This window comes from Bradyrhizobium sp. STM 3557 (assembly GCF_045571465.1).
Taxonomy (GTDB): Bacteria; Pseudomonadota; Alphaproteobacteria; order Rhizobiales; family Xanthobacteraceae; genus Bradyrhizobium.
On the sequence record NZ_CP120697.1, the window covers coordinates 5,699,439 to 5,723,258 of the forward strand.

Consider the following 23,820-nt stretch of genomic DNA (forward strand, 5'->3'; position numbering starts at 1 on the left):
CGGCCGCCGCAATCGATGTATCGGGCGCCCTGCCCGATGATCGTCACTGTCGGGTCTTTGACGACTCTTTCGACTTCACGGTCGCCTCAACTTCCGACGCCGCCAATCAGACGAGGACGGTAGTGGTTCGCGAGCGGGTTCTCGGCCGCCAGCGCGCGCAGCCATTGGCGGAAGCTGACGATCTCCGGGCAATCCGCGGTGCCTTCAGGCGCGACCAGCCAATCACCCAAACCGGATCCCTCATTGACCCGGTCGCAGCGATAGCCCGGATGGTGGCCAAGACCGCGGGCTATCAGCAGGTCGATCTTGCCCTCGACCAACTCATGCAAGCCGGCGGGCTGCAGCACCCGCAAGCCGACCTCGGCATGCGCGCTGCGAAACTCCGCCAAGGCGAGGCGGCGCAGGTCGAAGCTGCCATGGACTCCCAGCTGCAGCAGCACCGCACCTGCCGGCTTCAATTGTGCTGTCGCGTCCGCAATGCGACGGAAACCGTCGGATATCCCCGGCAGATAGGCCTGGCCGGCCGCGGTCAGGACGAGCTGCTTATGCAGCCGCTCAAACAGGCGCACGCCGAGACGTGCCTCCAGCGCTTTCACCTGTTGCCCCACGGCGGCCGGCGTCACGTGCAGCTCGTGCGCGGCCAGCTTGAAGCTGAGGTGCCGCGCGGCAGCTTCGAATGCACGCAGCGCATTGAGCGGTGGAAGGGTGTAGGTCATCGCACCGCAGTTTGACACTGCTGGGCCGTGACCTTGCAATAGATTTTCTTGCGCTGAACCCCAGTAACAATGCTTTGCCGGCGCGGATGTCGCCCGATACGGTCGGCGCACAATCCGGAGACCCATCCCATGGCTCAAATCGTCCAGCATAATCCCGCAACGGTCCGCCCGCCCGCCGGCGCGTACAGCATGGGAGTTGAACTCAGTCAGCATCGCCGCCTGCTGTTCGTCAGCGGCCAGGTGCCCGAAACACCCGACGGCGCCGTGCCTGAAGGATTCGAGGCGCAGTGCGAGCAAGCCTGGCGCAACGTCATCGAGGTGCTCGCAGCCGCCGGCCTCGGCCTCGAACATCTGGTCAAGGTCACGACCTTCCTGACCGACAGGAATCAAGTCGTGCCCAACCGCACCATTCGCCGTACCGTGCTCGGCGAACACCAGCCCGCACTGACGGTGGTGATCGTTGAGACCGTCGACAGCAAATGGTTGCTGGAGATCGAGGCGATCGCTGCGGAATGAACTCCGCTCTCGCCGCCCCCGCGATAAATCAAATCTGTTAGGTGCCCAATGGCTGAGATCATCCATCCCTTTTACGAGCAGCATCGCAGTGCAATGGAGGCCGCCATGCGCCATCGCCTCGACCTTGCCGAAGCGATGTTGCGCGAGCGCGCGCATCTCGCCGATCTTGAGGCGATCAGGCAGGAGGTGATGAACGAATTCGACATCGTGCTCACCCAAATGCCTTATGTCGGAGGCGCAGCAAATCGCATGAGCGAATCCTTCATGCGTCTGATGGGCTTCATGGCCATCAGCCGGGTGCTCCGGCGACGCGGCGTGCCGCCATCCGTGATCGGCGAGATCGAGCGAGAAACCTACAAGGCGCAATGGCTCTCTGTCCCGAAGGCGGAACGTCTTGCTTCGGGACGTCAATTCATGTCGGCAGAGAACCAGGCTTTGCTGCGCGAGCAGGCTAGCAGCAGCGCCACAGAAGGCCATCAGAACCGGTTTCCGGAAGATTTCGTCTACGATTTCGTCGAACCGGGCCCGGGTGACACCTTTGAGTTCGGCATCAACTACAAAGCTTGCGGCTTCTGCAAATTCGCGGCTCGCCATGGAGACAAGGAAATCCTGCCGAACATTTGTGGGCTCGATTTCGACGCCTATGCAGCGCAAGGCATTCGCCTGGAAAGGACGCAAACATTGGCGGGCGGAGCGAGCCACTGCAATTTCCGGTTCTCGCGGCTCCCGCCGGACTAGCACAACGCAGGCCTGCTTCAGCAAGGCCATGCGCCGAGTGACGAGCCGAAATGCCCTCAGCGCTTCGCCGGCTTTGCCGCCTCTGCGACCGCCATCCCGCCCGCGGCCAACCGTGGCGGGCGGACTACCGTGACAGTGCAATTAGCTTCCGCGGCGATCTTGGCCGAGACACTGCCGAGCAGCGTGCGCAGCACAGAATCCCGCCGTGCGCCGATGATGATGTGGTCGACCTGGTTCGCTTTCGCGAATTCGAGAATCGCGGAGGCCGGATCGACCGCCTCCAGCACATGCACGGTCAACCGGCTGGCATCGAGCTTGAGCGGCGAGGCCCAGTGCCGCAACTGCACCAGGCGGTCGACATGCTTGTTCTTGCCCTGCTCGTCGAGGGTGCGGTCGATGGTGATGCGGCCAAGCTTCAGCACGTTGACGCAGGCGAGCCGTGCCGCAGGCAGCGGCGCGAGGATGCGCGCGGCGGCGAGGCGCAGCGCGCCGTTGAGCTCGTCCGTTCCTTCCGCGGTGTCCACCGCGATCGCGACGATCGGGCTGGAGGCGATCTGCGCCGCGACGTCGGCCACAGACTCCGGCTGCACCAGGCCGCGATTGAAACGCCGTCGCCACACCGTGGTGATGGAATCGCGCTTCGCCTTCTCGGCGCGCGCCGTGAGCTTCACCTGGTCGGGATGGCTGAGATCGAAGGCGAGCTGCGCAGCGGTCGGATAACGCCCCTTCGGCTCGATCTCCAGGCAGCGCAGCACGATCTCCTGCAGCCACGGCGGATAGTCCGCCTTGAGCTGGCGCGGCGGATAAGGATCGCGCCACAGCCGCCGCTGCATGCCGCGCAAGGTCTCGGTCTCGCCGAACGGCCGCACGGCCGTGGTGAAGAAATAGAGCAGCACGCCGAGCGAGAACAGATCGCTGCGCGGATCGTTGCGCACGCCGGTCAGCCGCTCCGGCGCCATGTAGGGCGCGGTGCCATAGGGCAGCCTGAATTCCTCCTGCAAGAGGTCCGGCAGATGCTTATGACATGACAGGCCGTAATCGATCAGCACGGCCTCGCCGGACGGGCGAAACATGATGCTCGACGGCTTGATGTCGTGATGGATCACGTGCTGCTTATGCAGGTCGGCGAGCGCGGTCGCGATCCCCGTGACCAGTCCCCGCGCCTCCTCGTAAGCCAGCGGCAGCTCCGGCAGGCGCTTGTACAGCGTCTCGCCCGGAATGCGCTCGATCACGACATAGGCCTGATGGGCGAAGTCGCCGATGCCGAAGCAGGCCGGCACATGCGGCCCGGACAGTTTCGGCAGGATCAGCTGCTCCATCTCGAATGAGACGATCGCGGCCGGATCCTCGCCCTCGGCGACGCGCGGGATCTTCATCAGAAGCGGCCGGTCGATGTCGGCACGGGTCACGCTCCATAGCGTCGCCATGCCGCCGGCATGCACGCACTCGCCGACGACGAAGCCATCGATGACAGCGCCGGGATGGACCGGAGATTTCGCCATCGCTCTATCGTCCAAGGATGAGCCGCTCCGCGAGCCATGGCGGCAGCCCGCTATCGAGAATGCGACGCGCCGCCGTCTCGACGTCGTATGGCACGCGGCAATAGGTGACCTGCCTGGTGCTGGTGTCGAAGGTCAGGAAGGATGCCGCCGGGTCGCCGTCGCGCGGCTGGCCGACCGAGCCCGCCACCGCAAGCCACTGCCGGCCGCGCAAGAGCTGCACCGGCGCGTTGGAGGTCGGGACGAAGCTCGTCATCTTGGCCGTCGCTGAGAGCGAATACAGTGCCGGACGATGGATATGGCCGCAGAACGTGACCTGTGCGGTGGTGGCGATCATGCTGCGTGCGGCGTCCGGTGTCGACTGAACATAGCGCCAGCGGGTCGGACTGGAGGCCTCGGAATGCACATAGAGCCGGTCCTCGTCCTCGACGCTCATCGGCAGCGCGGCCAGGAATTGGCGATGCGCGGTGCTGAGCCGCCCGCGCGTCCAGTCGATCGCGGCCTGCGCGTCGGCATTCATGCTCTCGCTGGGCGATCCGATCGCATTGTCGTGATTGCCGCGCACCGCCAGCCCGCCCTGTGCGACCAGCTCCATCACGGTCTCGACCGACCATTCCGGATCGGCGCCATAGCCGACGATATCGCCAAGGCAGATGAACCGCTCGGCGCCGCGCACACGCGCCGCCTCGAGGCAAGCGGCAAACGCCGGCCGGTTGGCATGGACATCGGAAAACAACGCCAGCAGCACTCTCGTCTAGCCTCTCACGGAAGCAGCCCGTGTTCATCCCGGACCTGAACAATAGCAGCACCATGCAGCACCGCGCGCCGCTTTTCCACCCCGGCGACCGGGCCCCATGTCGCGCAGCTTGGGTGTGGGATTTCGCCAGGAATTTCTTTGCGTGCCATACGATCTCTGATTGCAGCCGCGCGCCCTAAATGCTACGGTATGTAGCAGTTCCGGGCCCGCGTACATTGACCATGCCGAATGACGGGTTTGCCGTTCAAAGGACAGGCCGTCTCAACATTCCCGAGAGCTCGCAATGCCCGATCCCGCAGCGAACGATACGATCCTGACCAGCATGATACCCGGCCTCGACGCCCTCGCTGAAGAGGCGATGACGGAGTGGAAGGTGCCCGCCGTCGCGGTTGCGCTGGTCCAGAACGGCGAGACCGCCATTTTGAAAGCCTACGGTCAGCGCGACGCGGAAGCCGGCCTGCCGGCGACGCCGCACACCCAATTCACGAACTGCTCGATCACCAAGACCTTCACGGCGACAGGCCTCGCAATGCTGGTCGACGACGGCCGCCTCGATTGGAAAAAGCCGGTCCGCGACTATGTGCCGGAGTTCCGGCTGCACGATCCGGTCGCGACGGAGCGCGTCACGGTACGCGACCTGCTGTGTCACCATAGCGGCCTGCCGCGGCATGATTGGATCTGGATGCCGGGCGGGCTGTCCCGCATGGAGATGCTGGCCGCAATGCGCCACATCGAGCCGAGCCGGGACATCCGGACGACTTATCAATACAGCAATCTCGGTTACAACGCGGCCAGCATCGTCGCCGAGAGGATCAGCGGCCAGAGCTGGGAGGATTTCACCCGCACGCGCATCACCGAGCGGCTGAAGATGCCGGTGACGTTTTCGATTGACGGCCTTGCGAATGCGGAGGATGCGGCCACGCCCTATGTCAGCCATCGCGACCAGCGCCGTCCCAGCAAGCTCTGGCCCATCCATGCAACCGCCGCAGGCGGCATCAACACGTCGGTTGCCGCGATCGCCAACTGGATGAGATTCCTGCTCGCCGAGGGCGAATTCGAAAACCAGCGGCTGCTGTCCGCGGCCCTGGTGCGCGAGATGCAGGCGCCGCGCGTTCATTCGGGCACTCCGGAATTCGAGTTCGGACATGTCCATTCTGGCCTTGGCTTCGTCTCGACGACCTATCGCGGCGAGCGGATCATCGGACATTCCGGCGGCTGGATCGGCTGGAGCACCTTGATGCGGCTGATCCCCGAGAGGAATCTCGGGATCGCCGTGTTCTGCAATCTCGGGGGAGCCCCTGTTCCGAGCATCCTGATCAACTATCTGTTCGACCGCATCTGCGGCAAGGAGCCCGTTCCATGGCTCACGCGCCTGCGCGATCTCCGCCGCAAGGCCCTGGCGCAGGAAGAGATCGACGAGCAGAATCGAAGCGCGGCCCGCAAGCCGAACGCGCCGCCCGCCCACCCGCTCTCGGACTATGCCGGCAGCTATGAGCATCCCGCCTATGGGCGGATCACCATCACGGCGACGGCAGACGGCCTTCATTGGGCGTACCGGATTTTCTCCGGCCAGCTCGCGCATCGACACTATGAGACCTTCGAAACGCCGCGACTGCCCTATGAGCTGAACCCGGACCGTCTTGCCATCTCGTTCTCTACGGATCGCGATGGCAACGTCGCCAGCCTGTCGGCGCAGTTCGAGCCGATGGTGGCGGACATCGTGTTCACGCGCGCTCCAGGCGGCGACTGCATGGATGCGACCTTTCGCGCTGCATGCGTCGGCCGCTGGAGGCACGGCTCCATCACGCATGTGGTCTCGCTGCAGCATGACGGCGAGCTGACGCTGAAGCCGGACTACCAGCCGCTCTACCATCTTCGGCCCTACCAAGGGGGCATCTTCACCATCATCGAGCTCGAAGGATTTCGCGTGGAGTTTCGGCGCGGCGCGACCGGCGCGGTCGACGAACTGGTTTTCCACCAGCCCAACGGCACCTTCATTGCTCAGCGGATCGAGGCCGGTCTCGCTTCAAGTTGATGCAACGGTGCGCATGAAGCGGCCTATTGCTGCTCATCCTTTATTGTTGCTCATCCTTGGGCGGCATGCGCGGCGGCAGCAGCGGCGTGAAGGAGACGCCGTCGCCGGCGCGTTGTGCCGCCTTGAACTCGCCGGTCGAGGGATCGCCGCCTGCCGTCTGGATGATGGTCTTCGGCAGGATGTATTCGCGCGCCGCATCGATGACGCCGCCCTCACCGGTGCCGAAATCGGCGGCACGGCCGCCTTGCGGATGACCGGCCGCGATCTGGTCGGAGGCATGCTGGGTCTTGTCGGCCAGCGCATCGCTGTAGGGCAGCCGATACGCGCGCGGCACGCCGCTCGGCCGGTTGTCCTCGTCGAGCGCCTCGACCCACAGATAGACCGAGCCCGGATCGCCCTCGATTGTGTGAGGATCGACGATCCGCGCCTGCAGCAGCTTGAACTGGCGCGGCAGGTGGTCGATGCTGGCCCAGCCGAGCAGGCTGCGGCTGCCGGCGAAGCTCACGACGTAGAAGACGCTGGTGATGATCACGGCGGTAGCCTTGGCCGCCCATGGCAGCCGGGCATAGACCAGCACCAGCAAGAGCAGCGCGCCGATCACCGCGTAGCTGACCGAAAGCGTGATGATGACGGACTGCAGATTGCTCATGGCCGCAGCATCCGTACGCCGGTCTTGGGATCGATATCGGCGCCGTTGGCGTGAACGTTGCGGAACGTCTCCAGAAGTGATTTCGGCCGCCGTTGCACGTCGACCACCTTGCCTTCCGCATCCAGCCTGAAGCGCACTGCCGTCTTCTCGTCGCCATTGTGATCGACCACCACCTTGTCGTCGAAGATCACCTGCGCGTTCGGATTGAGCTTCTGCACCTTCACGGTGGCCTCGACCGGCTGGCCGCTGACCGCCTGGAAATGCGAGACGTTGACGGTGTACTCGCCTGGCACGAGGCCGCGCACTGTGACGATCTCCTCGCGGATCGGCGATGGGATCTTCATGCCGTTGACCAGGATGAAATCATTGGCGCCGCCGCGGTCGTCGCGATCGAGCGTCAGGAAGCCAGCCTCGCGATGGCGATACCAGGCGATGTTGCCGACCGGGTCCTGCACGAACAGGTCGAGATCATCAGGATGGTTGTCGGGCCAGTCCATCGTGATGATGAACTCGGCCTTGGTGTCGACCTTGCCATCCTTGGCGTCCGGCGAGATCGCGAGCACCGCGATGAAGAAGAAGAAAGCGACGATCTGCAGCGCCTTGAACAGCATGACGCTGAACGGATCGAACTGCTCGTTGCGCGGATAGAGGCCGAAATCGTCCATCATGCCGGACGCTCCAAGGAGCTCTCCAGCGAGCGCTCCAAGAGCGGCGTCACCCGCGTCTCGGTCAGCACGACAGCATCCGAGAACACCCGCTGGGTCGCGGTATCCAGCATGTAGTACTGGATACGCACCAGGATGGAGCCGACGAGGCCCGCGAGGGTCGTGTACATCGCCACCGCCATGCCGTCGCTCATCAATCCCATCGAGGACTTCATCGCCAGCTTGTCGCCGACATCGAGGCCGGCGATCGGCGCCAGCATGATGATGAAGCCGACGATGGTGCCGAGCAGGCCGAGCTTCATCAGCGTGTCCGAGGCGAACGCGCCAAAGCCGTTGGAGCCGCGCAACCGGTCGGCAAGCGTCCGCAGCAGCAAGGTCTGGTCGATGCGCCCTGCCCCTTGCGTCTCCGCCTTGGTGACGAGGCTCTTGATGTGATCGGGCACGAGGCCTGACGGCAGCAGATGCGCCTCCATTTGCAGCGCTCGCGCGCGATCGGGCCCGGTGAGGACGGCGCGGCAGCGCCCCGCGATCTCGGCCTCGCGTGAGATCCGCCGCGTGCGCCAGAAGCAATGCGCAGAGGTGACGACGTAGAGGACGGCGATCACGCTGGAGATGTAGGTGCGGTCGGAGGCGAGCATCGAATGGATGAAGCCGTAGCGCCACAGCACCACCGCGGCGAAGATCGACAGACCAGTAAAGATCATCCACAGCAGCAGCGGGCTGCGCTCCGGGCCCTCTGCCGACGGAAGTGCCATCTCGGCACCGCTGACCGCACTCATCTCGCATCCGCTCCCTTGATGATCCGGTCTTTCGCCGGCGCATTGGCGGGCAGTTAAGCAGAGGCACGGGATGGCGTCCAAAGGGATATGCCCAGAAGCCGCTGGGAAATTTTCCCGATTAATGCCCAGCGCCTCGCACATGCTTGGCGGCGGCGGCGCATGTTGTTACCCTTCACTGAAATTTGTGGAGATGATCGCATGCGCCTCGTGCTTCAGCTCATCTGCCGCCTCGTGCTGATCGTCGTGCTCTGCCTCGCGGCCGCCACGATGTGGGTCACCGTGGACGCCTATCACAGCATCGACCGGGCAACGAGCGCATCGGCCAAGCGCGTCTCCCAGGCCTTGGAGGCGCTGTACTGGCAGGAGGTCTTGCTGCGCAGCAGCAGGACACGCGAGCATCTGCTGCCGGTGCCGGACTGGCGCACCACCGAGACGATGAAGCTGATCTCGCCGGGCATCTGCGTCGAGTTCCAGCCGCAAGCGCCGTTCGAAAAGCCGCTCTGTGGCCAGAGCAAGGGACTGGGCGAGGCGCCGCCGCGCTGGTTCCGGTCGCTGGTGCAGACCGTGCTCGGCGACCACAGCACGGTCGCGCAGCCGATCAGCATCCGTACCAGCACCGCCGGGACGATTTCGGCGGTGGCGGATTCAGATGCGGCGATCCAGCTCGCCTGGCAGCGCATCCAGGACAATTTCACCGTCGCGCTGACGATGGCGCTGGCGATCGGCATCCTGGCTTCGCTGGCGATCGCGCAGGCGCTGGCGCCGGCACGGTCCATCGTCGCTGCGCTGCGTGGCATGGCCGGCGGCAATTACCATCCCGAGCTGCCGCGTTTCCGCTCCATGGATCTTGCGATGATCGGTCGCGCCGTCACCGAGCTCGGCGATCGCCTCGCGCAGGCCACTGAACAGCGCGCCGCACTGACGCAGGCATTGCTCGACGTTCGCGACGAGGAGCGGCGGGCGCTGGCGCGCGAGCTGCACGATGAATTCGGTCAGAACCTGACCGCGATCCTCGCCTTTGCCAGCACGATCGAGGCGGCTGGCGCAGGCCATGATGCCGATGTGGCGCAGGACGCGCGGATGATCTCCAAGGCAACCGCGCATCTGATGACCTGCCTGCGCGGCACGCTCAGCCGGCTGCGGCGACCGCTTGCCGCCGAGGTCGGGCTCGAGGCCAGCCTGATCGCGCTCACTGAGGACTGGCGGCATGCGGCGCGTCCGACCATCCGTCTCGACTTGCAGGGCGATCTCGCCGATCTGCAAGGACCGGTCGCGGTGACGGCCTATCGCGTCGCGCAGGAATGCCTCACCAACGCGCTGCGCCACACCACCGCCTCGGAAATCTCGCTCCGCGTCGCGCGACAGAGCGGAGCGGAAGACGCGCTCCTGATCTGCGTCGAGGATGATGGCGGCGGCGACACTGCCGATCTGGCACAGTCGCCGGGCTTCGGCCTGACCGGAATTCGCGAACGGATTGCCGCCGTGGGCGGCTCGCTGTCGATCGGCCTTGCGCCGCGCGGCGTCAGTGTCGCAGCAACGATCCCGATCGCGGCATGAAACAGGGAGCGCCGAAGCCGATGGCGGAGGCCGCGCCATTGTCGATCCTATTGGTCGATGATCACCCGGTGGTGCGCCAGGGTTATCGGCGCGTGCTCGAGAGCCAGGACGGTTTTGCCGTCGTCGCCGAAGCCGAGAACGCGGCGCAGGCCTATGCCGCCTTCAAGACCCACGCGCCCGACATTGTCGTCATGGACCTCTCGATGCAGGGCGCGAGCGGGCTGGAGGCGATCCGCAACATCCGCGCCCGCGACCGCTCTGCCCGCATTCTGGTGTTCAGCATGCACAGCGAGGCCGCGGTGGTGAAGGCGGCTTTCAGTGCCGGCGCCGGGGGCTTCGTCACCAAGAGCAGCGAGCCTGCGGCCCTGATCCGCGCCATCCGGGCGGTCGCCCGCGGCGAGCGCGCCATCAGCGACGACGTCGCCCATAGTCTTGCGGCCGACAGCCTCGATCCGCTGCAGGCGACACTGGAGCGGCTGGGCGAGCGCGAGATTGAGATCCTTCGGCAGTTCGCGGCCGGGCTGACCACCGACGAGATCGCGGCCAATCTCCATATCAGCGTCAAGACGGTCCAGAACTACCATTATCTGGTCAAGGCCAAGACCGGGCTGCAGACCGACGCGCAGCTGGTGCGCTTCGCCGCCGCCTGCGGACTGACCGCGCTGTAGCGGGCGGTTCACCCGCCCTGCCCTCCCTTGTCCCCTGCGCAGGCGATCTGCTAAAGCCCGGCCTTGAAACCTCGCCGGGGCAGCCCTTTTTGCTGCGCCCGGCCGCCGTGTTTGGAGCCATCAGATGATCCCCCGCTATACCCGTCCCGAAATGGCCGCGATCTGGGAGCCGCAGACGCGCTTCAAGATCTGGTTCGAGATCGAGGCGCATGCGGCGGACGCGCTGGCGGAACTGGGCGTGATCCCGAAGGACGCCGCCAAGACCATCTGGGCCAAGGCCAAGGACGCCACCTTCGACGTCGCACGCATCGACGAGATCGAGCGCGAGACCAAGCACGATGTCATCGCGTTCCTGACCCACTTGGCTGAAATCGTCGGCCCCGAGGCGCGTTTCGTGCACCAGGGCATGACCTCCTCCGACGTGCTCGACACCTGCCTCAACGTCCAGCTCACCCGCGCCGCCGACCTCTTGCTCGCCGACCTCGATAAGGTGCTCGCCGCGCTCAAGAAGCGCGCCCTCGAGCACAAGATGACACCGACCATCGGCCGCTCGCACGGCATCCATGCCGAGCCGGTCACCTTCGGCCTCAAGCTCGCCTATGCCTATGCCGAGTTCAGCCGCGCGCGCGAGCGGCTGCTCGCCGCGCGCAAGGAGGTCGCGACCTGCGCCATATCAGGCGCCGTCGGCACCTTCGCCCAGATCGACCCGCGTGTGGAGGAGCACGTCGCCAAGGCGATGGGCCTCACCCCGGAGCCGATCTCGACGCAAGTCATCCCGCGCGACCGCCACGCGATGTATTTTGCGACACTCGGCGTGATCGCCTCCTCGGTCGAGCGCCTGGCCACCGAAGTCCGCCACCTGCAGCGCACCGAGGTGCTGGAGGCGGAGGAGTTCTTCTCGGAAGGGCAAAAGGGCTCCTCCGCGATGCCGCACAAGCGCAATCCGGTGCTGTCCGAGAACCTCACCGGCCTGTCGCGCATGGTGCGCGGCTACGTGACACCGGCGCTGGAGAACGTCGTGCTTTGGCACGAGCGCGACATCTCGCATTCCTCGGTCGAGCGCATGATCGGCCCGGATGCGACGGTCACGCTCGACTTCGCGCTGGTGCGCCTCGCCGGCCTGATCGAGAAGCTCCTGGTCTACCCGGCCAACATGGAGAAGAACCTCGACCGGCTCGGCGGCCTTGTGCACTCGCAGCGGCTCTTGATCGCGCTGACCCAGAAGGGCGCGAGCCGCGAGGATGCCTACAAGCTCGTGCAGCGCAACGCGATGCCGGTCTGGCGCGGCGAAGGCGACTTCAAGACGCTGCTCAAGCAGGACGCTGACGTGAAGAAATATCTCACGGACGCCGAGATCGACGAGCAGTTCGACCTCGGCTATCACCTCAAGCACGTCGACACGATCTTCAGGCGCGTGTTCGGCGAGGTGTAGTTAATCCGTCGTTGCGAGCCAACGGGTCCGCGCGAATGCGCGGCCCGAGACAGGCTCCGCGAAGCAATCCAGAGCCAAGAAAAAAGACTGGATTGCTTCGTCCGCTTCGCTCCTGGCAATAACGGAAGACACTGCGGTAAAGGGCGCGGACGTCGCTCGGACTGTCGGTCAGCCCGCCTCCTCGCGCACCATCCGCAGCACCACCGTGTCGCGCCTGATCCGGTGATGCCAGATCGCAGCCGCGACATGGATCACGACCAGCGCCAGCAGCACATAGGCGAACAGGATGTGGCGGTCCTCGTAGAGCTGCGCCTCTGCCTTGTCCGGCGAGGTGATCTGCGGCACCTGGAACAGCCCGAACCAGTTCGCATAGTTCGGGGTGTGCGCGCCGGAATGGGCCCAGCCCAGCATGATGACCACGAGTGCCGCGAAATCGAGCGTCCACTGATGGAAGCGCGCCAGGACGCCGATCCAGCGCGGCGTTCCCTGCGGCAGCACCGGCCCGGGATTGAAGAGGCGCCAGACGATGCGAAGGACGAGCAAGACCAGCAGCACGTAGCCGATGTCGGCATGGATTTGGCGGTAAAAGAAGCGATCGGGGCGCGCCGGAATGTGGTTCATCCACCAGCCGAAGGCGAGCATGCCGACGATGGTGAGGCCGATTAGCCAGTGCAGGGCGCGCGACACGCTGCCCCAGCTTGACCCCGTGTTTCTGATCATGTCTGCCGGCCCCCGCACCGCCCAATGACGCGGCATCGCCGCTGCGATGTGGAAGCGTTTTAAACGGGGCCATCGCGGCAAGACGAATGGAATCACTCCAAATTGACGGCAACACGCCTGCGTCAAGTTGTCCGCGGACCTGCCGTCGACCTATCAGCTGTAGCGGGCACCGCGCAGCGCAGGCTTGGCCGAACCGGGTATCTAAATCCGCAGCGCCAGATATTTGGCGTTCAGCGAGGCCGAAGCGGCCCGACCGCTATGATCTGCTCCCTTGCCCGGGCGTTCACCCGAGCAAACTCCTCCATCACTGATCTGAACAATCCCGGATCGATGGATGTGATCACTCCATGATCGGGCGCATCCAAATCGGGAAAGAAGTCCTTATGTATCGGAAGATAAGCGCGGACGCGTGTATCGATGAAGAACGCGACATCGTTTTTGTTCTGACGCGCTCTGTCCAGCGGCACCTGGATCACTCCAATCGGCAGGCGGCCGCCGAATTTCTTGACTTGCGACGAGGTATAAACTGCGACAACGGCTCCGTATGCCGGCGTCAGGTGTCCTAACGTTCTGGAAGCGTCGGTGGCAGAAAAAGCACCGACGACGATTGCTGCATGACGCGTTCGTGCAGGACTATCCGGAGCCTCAGAAAATGGGAAGTAACTCCAGACCATGTCACCGCGTCGAAAAGGCGGAGCCATGCAGCCCTCACTCGAAAAGTGACCGCCTAAACGCGTAATCCTCATCGCTCTCGTCGGCATCGCGATGAAGCTCATAATTCTCCAGCGAAAGTGGGAGCATCTTTGAGAAGTCCTTCACCACCTCGACATAGTCCAGGTGGCGGCGCATGACCTCCTCAAAAAGCTCTTTCACGCTGACGTTGTCCCATCTGGCAACCCGCGAGGCCTTGTCGTAAAGTTCATCGTCGAGATGTACCGTGATATCGGCCATGGCAGCCTTCCTGTGGCGATACGTCTGGATCCTCTTCTTACAGCGATAAGCAGCCCGTTCGCAATATACGAGAATGGCTATTAAGCGTGGCCCATCAACTGCTTATCTGTGGCTAGTCAGCTCGGCAGTCCACCACACCGACCGCTGCTTTGGATCGAAGGCGTACTCACTCCGCCTTCGCCTGCCCCAGCGGTGCGCCGGCGAGGCCGGGCCTCGCATGACCCTTGGCCGAGGTCGCGCGACGCCGGCGCTGCACCAGATACTGGTCGGCGACCACGCCGATCAGAATGACGGTGCCCATCACGGCGAAGTTGAGCGAGCTCGGAATGCCGAGCAGGTTGACCAGGTTCTGCAGCACCTGCAGCAGCACCGTGCCGAGCACGACGCCGAGCACCGAGCCCTCGCCGCCGCGCAGCGAGCAGCCGCCGAGCACGGCCGCAGCGATCGCGTAGAGCTCGTAGAACGAGCCGTGCACCGCCGGCGAGATCGATCGCGTGTACATCGCGATCAGGATCGCGGCGAAGGCGGTGAGCCCGCCGCAGATCACGTAAGCCGAGATCACGACACGATCGGAGCGGATGCCGGAATAGCGCGCCGCCTCCTCGTTCTTGCCGACCGCATAGAGATAGCGGCCGGCCACCGAGCGGTGCAGCACCACCCAGGCAATTGCAGTAACAATGGCGAGTGCGATCACGCTGTGCGGCAGCGGGAAGCCGAGCACGTCGGTGCGGCCCGCCGTCAGCCATTCCAATGTCGGGAAGCTCGCGCCATAACCGAATCCGGCGGTGGAATCCTCGGTGTAGTAGCGCGCGGCGCCGCGATAAATCAGAAGCCCGCACAGCGTGACCACAAAAGGCTGGATCTTCATCTTGGTGACGAGCAGGCCGTGTACCACGCCGATCAACAGCCCGCCGCCGATGATCAGCGCGACGGCCGCGATCCAGTCGACGTCATGATTGACGATCAGGTCGATGAAGAGCACGCCGAGCAGCGCGATCACCGAGCCGACCGACAGCTCGATCCCGCCGATGATGATGACGCAGGCCTCGCCGATCGAGAAGATGCCGAACAATCCAACCTGATTGGCGGTGTTGGACAAGTTGCCGGCGAGCAGGAAACGCGGGTTGATGAAGGCGACGACGGCGCCGACCACCAGGATCAGGATCAGCAGGCTGAGATCTTTCTTCTGCACGGGAACCTCGCCTATATGCTGTGGCCGACAGCCAGCTGCAGCACGTTGTGCTCGCTGAACTGGCTGCGCTCCAGAAAGCCTGAAATCGCGCCCTCGTGCATCACCGCAATCCGGTCACTCACGCCGATCACCTCTTCCATGTCGCTCGAGATCATCAGGATCGCAACGCCTGCGTCGGTGAGCCGGCGCAGCATATCGTAGATCTCCTGCTTGGCGCCGACGTCGATGCCGCGGGTCGGCTCGTCGAAGATCAGCACCTTCGGCCGCATCGAGAGCCATTTGGCCAGCACGACCTTCTGCTGGTTGCCGCCCGACAGCGTGCCGACCGCGGTCGCCACGTCAGGCGCGCGGATCTTGAGGCGCTCGCGCTGGTCTTTCGCGTTCTCGGTCTCGCGCTCGGTGTCCACCAGCCCCAGGCGCAGATAGGAGGCGAGATCGGGCAGCGAGATGTTCTCGGCGATCGACAGGTCAAGCAGCAGGCCGCAGCCCTTGCGATCCTCCGGGATCAAATAAATGCCATGCGCGATCGCCGCCCGCGGGCTCGTCACCTGGATCGGCGCACCCTCGAGCCGGATCGCGCCGCGCTGCAGGCGGTCGACACCGAAGACAGCGCGCGCAAGCTCGGTGCGCCCGGAGCCGACAAGGCCGGCCAGCCCTAAGATCTCGCCGCGGCGGACCTGCAGGCTGACGGCGCGCTCGGGATAGGTGTCGGTCACGGCGCCAACGATATCGAGCACGGCTTCACCGGGCGGCGCGGCCGGCGGCACATAAAGCGATTTGAGATCGCGCCCGATCATCAGGCGGATCATCGCCGCCGGCGACAGCTCGGCCCGCGTCAGCGCGCCGACCATGCGGCCGTCGCGCAGCACCACGGCACGGTCGGCGCATTGCATCACCTCATTGAGGCGATGGGTGATGAAGATGATGCTGACGCCCTCGGCCTTGAGGCCGGCGATGACCTTCAGCAGGCGCTCGGTCTCGGACAAGGTCAGGCTCGAGGTCGGCTCGTCCATGATGACGAGCCGCGCATCGAGCGACAGCGCCTTCATGATCTCGACCAGCTGGCGCTGCGCCAGCGACAGGTCGGCGAGCGGCGTATCCGGCGCGAAATCCACGCCCAGCCGATCCAGCAGCGGCTGCACCTTGGCGTGCAGACGCTTGCGGTCGACCAGCCTCAGCGGCCCGCCATAGACCGGCTCGCGGCCGATGAAGACATTGGCGGCAACATCGAGGTTGTCGAACAGGTTGAGCTCCTGGTGGACGAAGGCGATGCCCGCCTTGATCGCATCGGTGACGTCGAGCGAGCGCCGTTCGACGCCGTCGACGCGGATGACGCCACTGCTCGGCGCGACCACGCCGCCGAGCACGCGCATCAAGGTCGACTTGCCGGCGCCGTTCTCGCCGAGCAGCGCGATCACCTCGCCCGGGGAGACGGAAAAGCTGACGCGGTCGAGCGCGACCACGCCAGGATACTCCTTGCTGATATCGACCAGTTCGAGAAACGGCTCGGGCATTGCGACGACACTTCATGCTCGCGGTGCCGACGGCGCACGGCGGCTGACATCTCTGAACGGCTGCAGACATCCTTCGAGATGCCCGCCTCCGGCGGGCTCCTCAGGATGAGGGTCTTTTCGCGGAGCAAGTGCGAATCCTCATGGTGAGGGCTCGGCGAAGCCGAGCGTCTCGAACCATGAGGCCCCGACCTGTTCCTCGCCCCGCCAGCTACTTCTTCAGCATCTGCTTCATCTGGGCCATGAAGTCGTCGACGTTCGACTTCTCGATCACCTTGCCGGGCACGATGATGATGCCGTTGGCCGGGATGCCCGACTTGTCGCCCTCGATATATTTCGCCATCAGCTTCATGCCCTGATAGCCCCACTCGAACGGCTGCTGCACGACGGTGCCGATGATGGCACCTTCCTTGACGCCGCCGAGCGTGATCGGATCCTCATCGAAGCCGATGATCTGGATCTTGCCGAGCTTGCCGGCCTCCTTCAGCACCTCGTAGATGCGCGGCGTGTTGTAGGAGTAGAAGCCGACCAGGCAGCTGACATCCGGATTGGCGGCGAGGACGTCCTCGACATTGCGCTTGGCGCGGGTCTGGTCGATCTCGTCGCCTCGGACGTCGACCAGCTCGACCTTCGAGCCCTTGATCGCCTCCTTCACGCCTTCGATCCGCTCACGCGCATTGTCGGCGCCCGGCAGGCCGACGAAACCGACGCACTTGCCGCCATTGGGCAGGGCCTTCAGCATCAGCTTGCCGGCATCCTTGCCGAGATCGGTGTTGGAGGAGCCGATATAGGCGATGCGCTTCGATTGCGGGGCATCGGAGTCGGTGGTGAACAGAACCGTCTGCGAAGCCACCTTGTTGAGCACCTCGGTCTGGTTCTTCGGATCGATCGCGCTGACCATGATGCCAGCGGCGCCGGCAGCGACGAGATCGTCGAGGATGCGCTGCTGCACCGCGGCGGCCGCCTGCTCGGGATATTTGAACTGCAGATCGTATTTGGGCAGCTCGCCTTGCGCCTTCTTCACGCCGGCTTCGGCAATCTTCCAGAAGTCGGACGCGCCGTTGACGACGAACGCGAGCACCTTCTTATCGGCCGCCTGTGCCGAGCCGAGACCGAGAGCGACCGCAAATACCGCGGACATACCGGCAGCGACGAAACGCTTCATGAAACTCCTCCCCAATTTTTGCCGCCCACCCTTCTGTCGAGGCTAGAGCGCCATTATACCGTTATGGTGTCGTGTCGTCTTGGTGAACGCCCCCGCTTTGCTCATCCCGCCGCACGAAAAACCGACCGTCATCCGCGATCTGCAAATGACGGCACGACCACTCGGCTGCAGCCTGCAAAATGAGGCGCGCACCTCAAAGTAGCAGAGCGATACCACAGGTCAATAGTCATACTGTCAGACTAAAGATCGATCACCGCCCGATCCGGCGTTCAGGTCGGGCGCTGGCTGTCGGATCGTCAGCGCGCCCTCGACGCGGACTGCTCGATTGCATTCCCCGAGCACTTGCTTCACATAGGGTACCCCCCTATGCTACGCGCATGTCGCACACCATCAAGCACAAGTCGAAGCTGATCGGCCGCGTCAGGCGGATCAAGGGACAGATCGAGGCGGTCGAGCGCGCGCTCGAGAGCGAGCTCGGCTGTGCCGACGTGCTGATGCTGGTGGCGTCGGTCCGCGGCGCCGTGAACGGCCTCACCGCCGAACTGCTGGAGGACCACATCCGCCATCACGTCGTCGACCCCGCGCGCGAGAAAGACCCGGACAAGGCCAGGGGCGCGGCCGACCTGATCGACGTTGTCAGAACCTATCTGAAGTGAAGCGATGACGGACCTCGCGCAGCTCCTGCAGCAGAGCACCGCTCACGCGTGGCTGTTCGTGCCGAGCGCGATTCTGCTCGGCGCGTTGCATGGGCTCGAGCCCGGCCACTCCAAGACGATGATGGCGGCCTTCATCATCGCGATCCGCGGCACCGTGCTGCAGGCCACCCTGCTCGGCCTCTCCGCCACCATCTCGCACACTGCAGTGGTATGGGCCGTGGCGCTCGGCGGGCTCTATCTCGGCCGCGAATGGAATGGCGAGCAGAGCGAGGCTTACTTTCAGATCGCCTCCGCGGTCATCATCATCGCCATCGCAGCCTGGATGGCCTGGCGGACCTGGCGCGAGCAGAATGGCGAGCATGATCATCACCATCATCACGAGGAGGCGCAGCGCATCGCGACCGGCAATGCGGTGCTGACGCTTGCGATTTTCGAGGACGGCGTGCCGCCACGCTTCCGGATCGAGAGCGAGAGCGGTCCCTTGCCGGCAGCAGACGAAATCCAGCTTGAGACCGTCCGCGACGATGGTGCGACGCAATCGTTCCGGTTTGTCGTCAAGGATGGCTTTCTCGAAAGCATCGACGACATTCCCGAGCCGCACGCCTTCGAAGCCAGGCTGTCGCTGCGCGGCGACGCATTCACGGTTACGTTCGCCGAGCACGATCATTCGCACATGAATCTCGGCGACGAGGACGATGCACATGCCCGCGCGCATGCCGCCGACATCCGCAAACGCTTTGCGGGTCGCACCGTCACCACCTGGCAAATCCTGCTGTTCGGTCTCACCGGCGGCCTGATCCCCTGCCCCGCCGCGATCACCGTGCTGTTGCTTTGTCTGCAGCTCAAGCAGCTCAGCCTTGGCTTCACGCTGGTCGTTTGCTTCGGCATCGGCCTCGCGATCACGATGGTGTCCGCCGGCGTGCTCGCAGCGCTCAGCCTGCGCCACATCGAACGGCGATGGAGCGGCTTCAGCCACTACGTACGCCAGGCGCCTTATGCGTCGGCTGTTCTGATCGTGATGGTCGGCCTTTATACGGGTTGGCTCGGAGTGAAGGCGATTTGACGGAACCCACGCACGCCAGCGGGAATCGCCGCGCCGCTCCACACGGCTTTTTGAGTCGGCCACATATGCAAGCCGGTCGCTGCCGCGCCGGCTAGAGCGTTTTCAAGCGAAGTGGACACCGGTTCGCGTCAAGAAAACGCGTCAAAACAAAAAGCTAGAGCCCCGTTCCGATTCAATCGGAACGGGGCTCTAGTGTCATGAACGGCTTGAGGAATATCAATGCATGCCACAGCGCATGCGCGATGCTGCACGCAATCGGTCATTCGCTTCCCACTGTTCCTCGTCCGCTGCATCGGTTATGGTCGAGCTCTGTCATAAAACTGTAATCGATGGACGACATGCGGGAGTCTGATGCGACTGCGTTGGCCCGCGGCAACGGGCGTCTTGCTGTCGGGCCCGGCCGCACGTCAGCAGCCGCGGTGCGCAAAGAGATCGAGGGTCCGGTTGTTGCCGATACCGATCGGAATGTGACGGCGCTGCGGCCGGACGCGCCGAGTGCCCTACCGGCTCCCGAGCTCGTGCTGCCCGAGGTGCCGCCAGGCAATGAGATCGAGCTCAAGCTCCTGGTCGAGCCGGGGCGGCTGGCCGATTTCGACGACGCCCCGGTCATCACGGCCCATGCCCGCAACAAGGGCGCACGCTGGCATCTGAAATCCGTCTATTACGACACGCGAAAGCGCCTGCTCTGGCGCAACGGCCTCACCTTGCGGGTCCGGCAGATCGGCAGCCGTTTCGTGCAGACCGTGAAGACGCAGGAAACCCAAGAGACCGATAACCCGCTGCGGCGCGGCGAGTGGGAGGCGAGCGTCTCATCGCTTCAGCCCGATCTGGCACTGGCGCTGCCGTTCATCCCAGCGAGGCTGCGCGACGGCTTGACAGAGGACAAGCTCGAGACCGTCTTCGTCTCCGACATCCATCGTCATCAGCGGCTGCTCGATCTGCCGACCGGAACCGTCGAGGTCGCGTTCGATCAGGGTGTCATCACCGCAGGCGAGCGCACGCTGCCTGTCAACGAGATCGAGCTCGAGTTGAAGAGCGGCAGCACCGTGGCGATCTACGAGATCGCGCGGCGGCTCGCCGAGCACGGTCCGCTGCGTCCCTCGATCCATGCCAAGTCCGCGCGCGGCTTCGATCTCGCCGCCCATCGCGCGCCCACAGCCGAGAAGCCGCGCAAGCTCAGCCTCGATCCCGCCGTCTCGCTCGACGAGAGCTTTGCGGTCGTGCTGCGCGGCTGCTTCACCCACTTGCTCCAATCCATTCCGGCGGCCGAGGACGGCCGCGATGTCGAAGGCGTGCACCAGCTGCGGGTCGCGCTACGCCGCCTGCGCGCCGCGCTGCAATTGATGCACACGATCGGCGCCTGGAGCCGGCTGGAGAGCCTGCGATCGGACGCACGTTGGCTGGCGCAGAGCCTGTCCGCGGCGCGCGACTGGGACGTGTTCCAGACCGAGACCCTGCCGGTCGTTGCCAAGGCCTGCCCCTCGCTCGGCGGCTTTGCGGCGCTGGGCGAGATCGCCGAGCGGCACCGCACCACCGCCTATCGCCGGATCCGTGCTGCGCTGTCCGACCGCCGCGCGACATCGTTCCTGCTGGGGCTCGGCGAATGGATCGAGACGCGCGGCTGGCGCAGCGACATCTCGCCGGAGACGTTGGGGCAATTGGCCCAGCCCGCGATCGATTTTGCCGCCACCGTGCTGCAGGCACGGCATGCCAAGGTGCAAAAGCGCGGCCGACACTTCAAGTCGCTCACACCGGAGCAGCGCCACAAGCTGCGGCTTGCGCTGAAGAAGCTGCGCTACAGCGTCGACTTCCTGCTGCCGCTCTACAGCGATCGCAAGCCGGCGCGGAAATACGCCCGCAGGCTCGCCGCCTTGCAGCAACAGCTCGGTGGCTACAACGACATGGCGACCACCACGCGGCTGCTCGCAGGACTGGGCGCGGACTCGACCGACGGCGCCATCGCGGCCGCGGCGATCACCGGCTGGCAGGCGCATGCGATGAACGGCGTGGAAGCCGCGTTGCGCGAGGCCTGGCGCGGCTTTGCCCACGCCACGCCGCCCTGGTCGTCTGCAAGCGAGGCTTGACGGCCCGGAACTTGCCTCTGGGCCAACTTGCTATGGTCCGACGAGCGGGCGATAGTGCCCGGTCGCCTCGTGCCGCTGCCGCTCTGGCGACGGCACACTGGCGCGCATCCGAAGGCCCTCCATTCCACACAGCGAGTTCATTCCCCTCTCATGCCCGTCATCAACAGCATTGCCGCGCTCTCCGACGAAATGGCCGCCTGGCGCCAGGACTTCCATGAACACCCCGAACTGCTCTACGAGGTGCATCGCACCGCCGGCATCGTCGCCGACAGGCTGCGGGCCTTCGGTTGCGACGAGGTCGTCACGGGCATCGGCCGGACCGGCGTGGTCGGCGTGATCCGCGGCCGCAACGCATCGTCCGGCAAGGTGATCGGGCTGCGCGCCGACATGGATGCGCTGCCGATCCTGGAAACCTCGGGCGTGCCCTTCGCTTCGAAGAACCCTGGCGTGATGCATGCCTGCGGGCATGACGGCCATACCGCCATGCTGCTCGGCGCCGCCAAGCATCTCGCCGAGACCCGCAATTTCGACGGCACCGTGATCGTGATCTTCCAGCCGGCCGAGGAAGGCGGCGCAGGCGGCAAGGCCATGATCGACGACGGCCTGATGACCCGCTGGGGCATTCAGGAGGTCTATGGCATGCACAACATGCCGGGACTTGCCGAAGGCAATTTCTCGCTCTCGCACGGCGCGATGCTGGCCTCGGCGGATGCGATCGAAATCAAGGTCACTGGCAAGGGCGGCCATGGCGGCTCCGGGCCGCACAAGGCGGTCGACAGCGTCCTGATCGCGGCGCAAATCGTCAACGCGTTGCAGTCGATCGTCGCCCGCAACGTCGATCCGCTGCAGTCCGCCGTAATCTCGATCTGCGCCATCCATGGCGGCACCGCGTTCAACGTGATCCCCGAGACGGTCGAGATGAAGGGCACGGTGCGCACGCTGCACCCGGAGATCCGCGATCTCGTCGAGAAGCGCATCGCGGAGGTCGCGGACGCCACCGCGCGCGCCTATGGCGGCAGCGCCGAGACGGTCTATACGCGAATGTATCCGGTGACGATGAACCACGCGCGCGAGGCCGCGTTCGCCGCCGAGGTGGCGCGCGACATCTCGGGCAGCGAGCGCGTCGACGAGCGCGCGCTGCCGCGGATGGGCGGCGAGGACTTCTCCTTCATGCTGGAGGAGCGTCCCGGCGCGTTCGTCTTCCTCGGCATCGGCGAGGGCAACGAACTGCACCACCCGGCCTATCGCTTCAACGACAACGTGCTCGCCACCGGCGCCTCCTTCTGGGTGCGCCTGGTCGAAAAGAGCATGCCGGCAAATTAGGTAGCTCAAACCCTGCTATCGTCATTGCGAGGAGCCGAAGGCGACGAAGCAATCCAGCACAACACGAAGATTTCCGGATTGCTTCGCGGAGCCTGTCATCGGGCCGCGCGTTCGCGCGGACCCGTTGGCTCGCAATGACGACAACTACGACAGTTCGCCCGACATCGAAACATGTAGCCACCGTGCGGGATTAGGGAGAGCGGAACCCGCTGCTCCCGATCCTGCGAGGCGTCATGACCGCAAGACCCAATGTCGCGACCGAGCTCGCGCTGCTCCTCCTGCTCTCCGCGCTGTGGGGCGCGTCCTACACCTTCATCAAGCTCGGCGTCGCCACCATCCCGCCGCTGACATTGATCGCGTCACGCACGCTGATCGCGGGGCTTCTGCTCGCCGCGGTGATCCGCGTCCGTGGCCTTGCCTGGCCGCGCGATGCCGCGACCTGGCGTCGCTTCCTGCTGCAGGCCTGCCTCAACAGCGTCGTCCCCTTCACCCTGATCGCCTGGGCCGAGCAGGCGGTGGACGCCGGGCTCGCCACCATCCTCAATTCGACCTCGCCGATCTTCGCGTTCCTGTTGACCGCGCTGGTGACGCGCCATGAGGCGGCAACAATGAGCAAGCTTGTCGGCGTCGCCGCGGGCCTTCTTGGCGTCTGTCTGCTGGTGGGCGTCGAGGCGCTGCACGGGCTCGGCGAAGCGCTCTGGGCCCAGCTCGCGATCGTCGCCGCCACCATCTGCTATGCGGGTGCGGCGATCTACGGCAGGGGCTTCAAAGGCCTCGATCCCATGCTGCCGGCGGCGGGCTCGCTGCTGGCCGGCACCGCGGTGCTGCTGCCGGCGGCGCTGGTGGTCGACCGTCCCTGGACACTGGCGCCATCAGCGGCATCGCTTCAGGCGCTGCTGGCGCTGGCGACCATCTCTACCGCGCTCGCGCTGGTGATCTACTTCCGCCTGGTGCAGACGCTCGGCTCGGTCGGGGCCACCGCGCAATCCTATCTGCGGGTGCCGATCGGGGTCGCCATCGGCGTGCTCGCGCTGGGCGAACGCCTGTCGCCGACCGCCTGGCTCGGGCTCGGCTGTGTCGTAGCCGGCGTCATCGCAATGACGCTGCCGGCGCGCAAGACAGTCACAGCGCCTGCGAGCTGAAA

24 protein-coding genes are annotated in these 23,820 nt (G+C 65.0%); 12 read left to right on the top strand and 12 right to left on the bottom strand.

Annotated features, from left to right (window positions below; translation table 11 throughout):
• Window positions 1–86: 86 nt before the first annotated feature.
• Window positions 87–716 (bottom strand): LysR family transcriptional regulator, encoded by a 630-nt coding sequence (locus P6U24_RS26320; RefSeq protein WP_407160586.1) that lies wholly within the window; start codon window positions 714–716, stop codon window positions 87–89.
• A gap of 129 nt (window positions 717–845) precedes the next feature.
• On the opposite strand from P6U24_RS26320, the gene P6U24_RS26325 reads away from it, so the two are divergent.
• Both P6U24_RS26325 and P6U24_RS26330 read left to right on the top strand, forming a co-directional pair.
• A complete protein-coding gene (locus P6U24_RS26325) occupies window positions 846–1,232 on the top strand; it encodes a RidA family protein (protein ID WP_407155371.1) in 387 nt (128 codons plus the stop codon).
• A 48-nt stretch (window positions 1,233–1,280) separates the two neighbouring features.
• On the top strand, window positions 1,281–1,970 hold the full coding sequence (locus tag P6U24_RS26330) for an L-2-amino-thiazoline-4-carboxylic acid hydrolase (protein WP_407155372.1): 690 nt from the start codon (window positions 1,281–1,283) through the stop codon (window positions 1,968–1,970).
• 56 nt (window positions 1,971–2,026) lie between these two features.
• Here P6U24_RS26330 and P6U24_RS26335 read toward each other — a convergent pair whose 3' ends face one another.
• Together P6U24_RS26335 and P6U24_RS26340 are read right to left on the bottom strand one after the other, a co-directional pair.
• Window positions 2,027–3,472, bottom strand: coding sequence for a serine/threonine protein kinase (locus P6U24_RS26335; protein ID WP_407155373.1), 1,446 nt, complete (start codon window positions 3,470–3,472; stop codon window positions 2,027–2,029).
• Window positions 3,473–3,476: 4 nt separating this feature from the next.
• Complete coding sequence (locus P6U24_RS26340; protein ID WP_407155374.1) at window positions 3,477–4,217, bottom strand: metallophosphoesterase family protein; 741 nt, start codon at window positions 4,215–4,217, stop codon at window positions 3,477–3,479.
• Window positions 4,218–4,509: 292 nt separating this feature from the next.
• Between P6U24_RS26340 and P6U24_RS26345 the strand changes: the two genes are divergently transcribed.
• Window positions 4,510–6,261: a serine hydrolase gene (locus tag P6U24_RS26345; RefSeq protein WP_407155375.1), complete on the top strand. Its 1,752-nt coding sequence runs from the start codon at window positions 4,510–4,512 to the stop codon at window positions 6,259–6,261.
• A 40-nt stretch (window positions 6,262–6,301) separates the two neighbouring features.
• Here the strand turns inward: P6U24_RS26345 and P6U24_RS26350 are convergent, their stop codons facing one another.
• The 3 genes from P6U24_RS26350 to P6U24_RS26360 are packed head-to-tail and all read right to left on the bottom strand — an operon-like array spanning window position 6,302 to window position 8,354.
• Entirely contained in the window at window positions 6,302–6,910 is a 609-nt protein-coding gene (locus tag P6U24_RS26350) for a hypothetical protein (protein ID WP_407155376.1), read from the bottom strand.
• Window positions 6,907–7,578, bottom strand: a complete 672-nt coding sequence (locus tag P6U24_RS26355) for a hypothetical protein (protein WP_407155377.1) — start codon at window positions 7,576–7,578, stop codon at window positions 6,907–6,909. The genes P6U24_RS26350 and P6U24_RS26355 overlap by 4 nt, the downstream gene beginning before the upstream one ends.
• Window positions 7,575–8,354, bottom strand: coding sequence for a MotA/TolQ/ExbB proton channel family protein (locus tag P6U24_RS26360; RefSeq protein WP_407155378.1), 780 nt, complete (start codon window positions 8,352–8,354; stop codon window positions 7,575–7,577). Before P6U24_RS26360 ends, P6U24_RS26355 begins: the two co-directional genes overlap by 4 nt.
• A gap of 198 nt (window positions 8,355–8,552) precedes the next feature.
• Here P6U24_RS26360 and P6U24_RS26365 point away from each other — a divergent pair, with 198 nt between their 5' ends.
• The 3 genes from P6U24_RS26365 (at window position 8,553) to purB (ending at window position 12,011) form a co-directional block, all read left to right on the top strand.
• A complete protein-coding gene (locus tag P6U24_RS26365) occupies window positions 8,553–9,911 on the top strand; it encodes a histidine kinase (protein ID WP_407155379.1) in 1,359 nt (452 codons plus the stop codon).
• A 20-nt stretch (window positions 9,912–9,931) separates the two neighbouring features.
• Complete coding sequence (locus tag P6U24_RS26370; RefSeq protein WP_407160587.1) at window positions 9,932–10,579, top strand: response regulator; 648 nt, start codon at window positions 9,932–9,934, stop codon at window positions 10,577–10,579.
• Between the two features lie 124 nt (window positions 10,580–10,703).
• Window positions 10,704–12,011, top strand: a complete 1,308-nt coding sequence (purB, locus tag P6U24_RS26375; protein ID WP_407155380.1) for an adenylosuccinate lyase — start codon at window positions 10,704–10,706, stop codon at window positions 12,009–12,011.
• Window positions 12,012–12,179: 168 nt separating this feature from the next.
• Here the strand turns inward: purB and P6U24_RS26380 are convergent, their stop codons facing one another.
• From P6U24_RS26380 to P6U24_RS26405, 6 genes are all read right to left on the bottom strand, one after another.
• Window positions 12,180–12,731 carry a cytochrome b gene (locus P6U24_RS26380; RefSeq protein ID WP_407155381.1) on the bottom strand — a complete coding sequence of 184 codons (552 nt, stop codon included), beginning with the start codon at window positions 12,729–12,731 and terminating at the stop codon, window positions 12,180–12,182.
• Between the two features lie 230 nt (window positions 12,732–12,961).
• On the bottom strand, window positions 12,962–13,432 hold the full coding sequence (locus P6U24_RS26385) for a hypothetical protein (protein WP_407155382.1): 471 nt from the start codon (window positions 13,430–13,432) through the stop codon (window positions 12,962–12,964).
• Window positions 13,433–13,439: 7 nt separating this feature from the next.
• Window positions 13,440–13,682, bottom strand: a complete 243-nt coding sequence (locus P6U24_RS26390; RefSeq protein WP_407155383.1) for a hypothetical protein — start codon at window positions 13,680–13,682, stop codon at window positions 13,440–13,442.
• Between the two features lie 166 nt (window positions 13,683–13,848).
• Window positions 13,849–14,874 (bottom strand): ABC transporter permease, encoded by a 1,026-nt coding sequence (locus P6U24_RS26395; RefSeq protein ID WP_407155384.1) that lies wholly within the window; start codon window positions 14,872–14,874, stop codon window positions 13,849–13,851.
• Between the two features lie 11 nt (window positions 14,875–14,885).
• Complete coding sequence (locus P6U24_RS26400; RefSeq protein WP_407155385.1) at window positions 14,886–16,388, bottom strand: sugar ABC transporter ATP-binding protein; 1,503 nt, start codon at window positions 16,386–16,388, stop codon at window positions 14,886–14,888.
• Between the two features lie 208 nt (window positions 16,389–16,596).
• On the bottom strand, window positions 16,597–17,550 hold the full coding sequence (locus P6U24_RS26405; protein ID WP_407155386.1) for a sugar-binding protein: 954 nt from the start codon (window positions 17,548–17,550) through the stop codon (window positions 16,597–16,599).
• Between the two features lie 377 nt (window positions 17,551–17,927).
• On the opposite strand from P6U24_RS26405, the gene P6U24_RS26410 reads away from it, so the two are divergent.
• The 6 genes from P6U24_RS26410 to P6U24_RS26435 all read left to right on the top strand — a co-directional run bounded on the left by P6U24_RS26410 (window position 17,928) and on the right by P6U24_RS26435 (window position 23,818).
• Window positions 17,928–18,206 carry a metal/formaldehyde-sensitive transcriptional repressor gene (locus tag P6U24_RS26410; RefSeq protein WP_407155387.1) on the top strand — a complete coding sequence of 93 codons (279 nt, stop codon included), beginning with the start codon at window positions 17,928–17,930 and terminating at the stop codon, window positions 18,204–18,206.
• A gap of 4 nt (window positions 18,207–18,210) precedes the next feature.
• Window positions 18,211–19,269, top strand: coding sequence for a nickel/cobalt efflux transporter (locus P6U24_RS26415; protein ID WP_407155388.1), 1,059 nt, complete (start codon window positions 18,211–18,213; stop codon window positions 19,267–19,269).
• A 235-nt stretch (window positions 19,270–19,504) separates the two neighbouring features.
• Window positions 19,505–19,621 (top strand): hypothetical protein, encoded by a 117-nt coding sequence (locus P6U24_RS26420; protein WP_407160588.1) that lies wholly within the window; start codon window positions 19,505–19,507, stop codon window positions 19,619–19,621.
• Complete coding sequence (locus P6U24_RS26425; protein WP_407155389.1) at window positions 19,608–21,353, top strand: CHAD domain-containing protein; 1,746 nt, start codon at window positions 19,608–19,610, stop codon at window positions 21,351–21,353. Before P6U24_RS26420 ends, P6U24_RS26425 begins: the two co-directional genes overlap by 14 nt.
• Before the next feature lie 150 nt (window positions 21,354–21,503).
• A complete protein-coding gene (locus P6U24_RS26430) occupies window positions 21,504–22,676 on the top strand; it encodes a M20 aminoacylase family protein (protein WP_407155390.1) in 1,173 nt (390 codons plus the stop codon).
• Between the two features lie 233 nt (window positions 22,677–22,909).
• Window positions 22,910–23,818: a DMT family transporter gene (locus tag P6U24_RS26435; RefSeq protein WP_407155391.1), complete on the top strand. Its 909-nt coding sequence runs from the start codon at window positions 22,910–22,912 to the stop codon at window positions 23,816–23,818.
• Window positions 23,819–23,820: the final 2 nt, after the last annotated feature.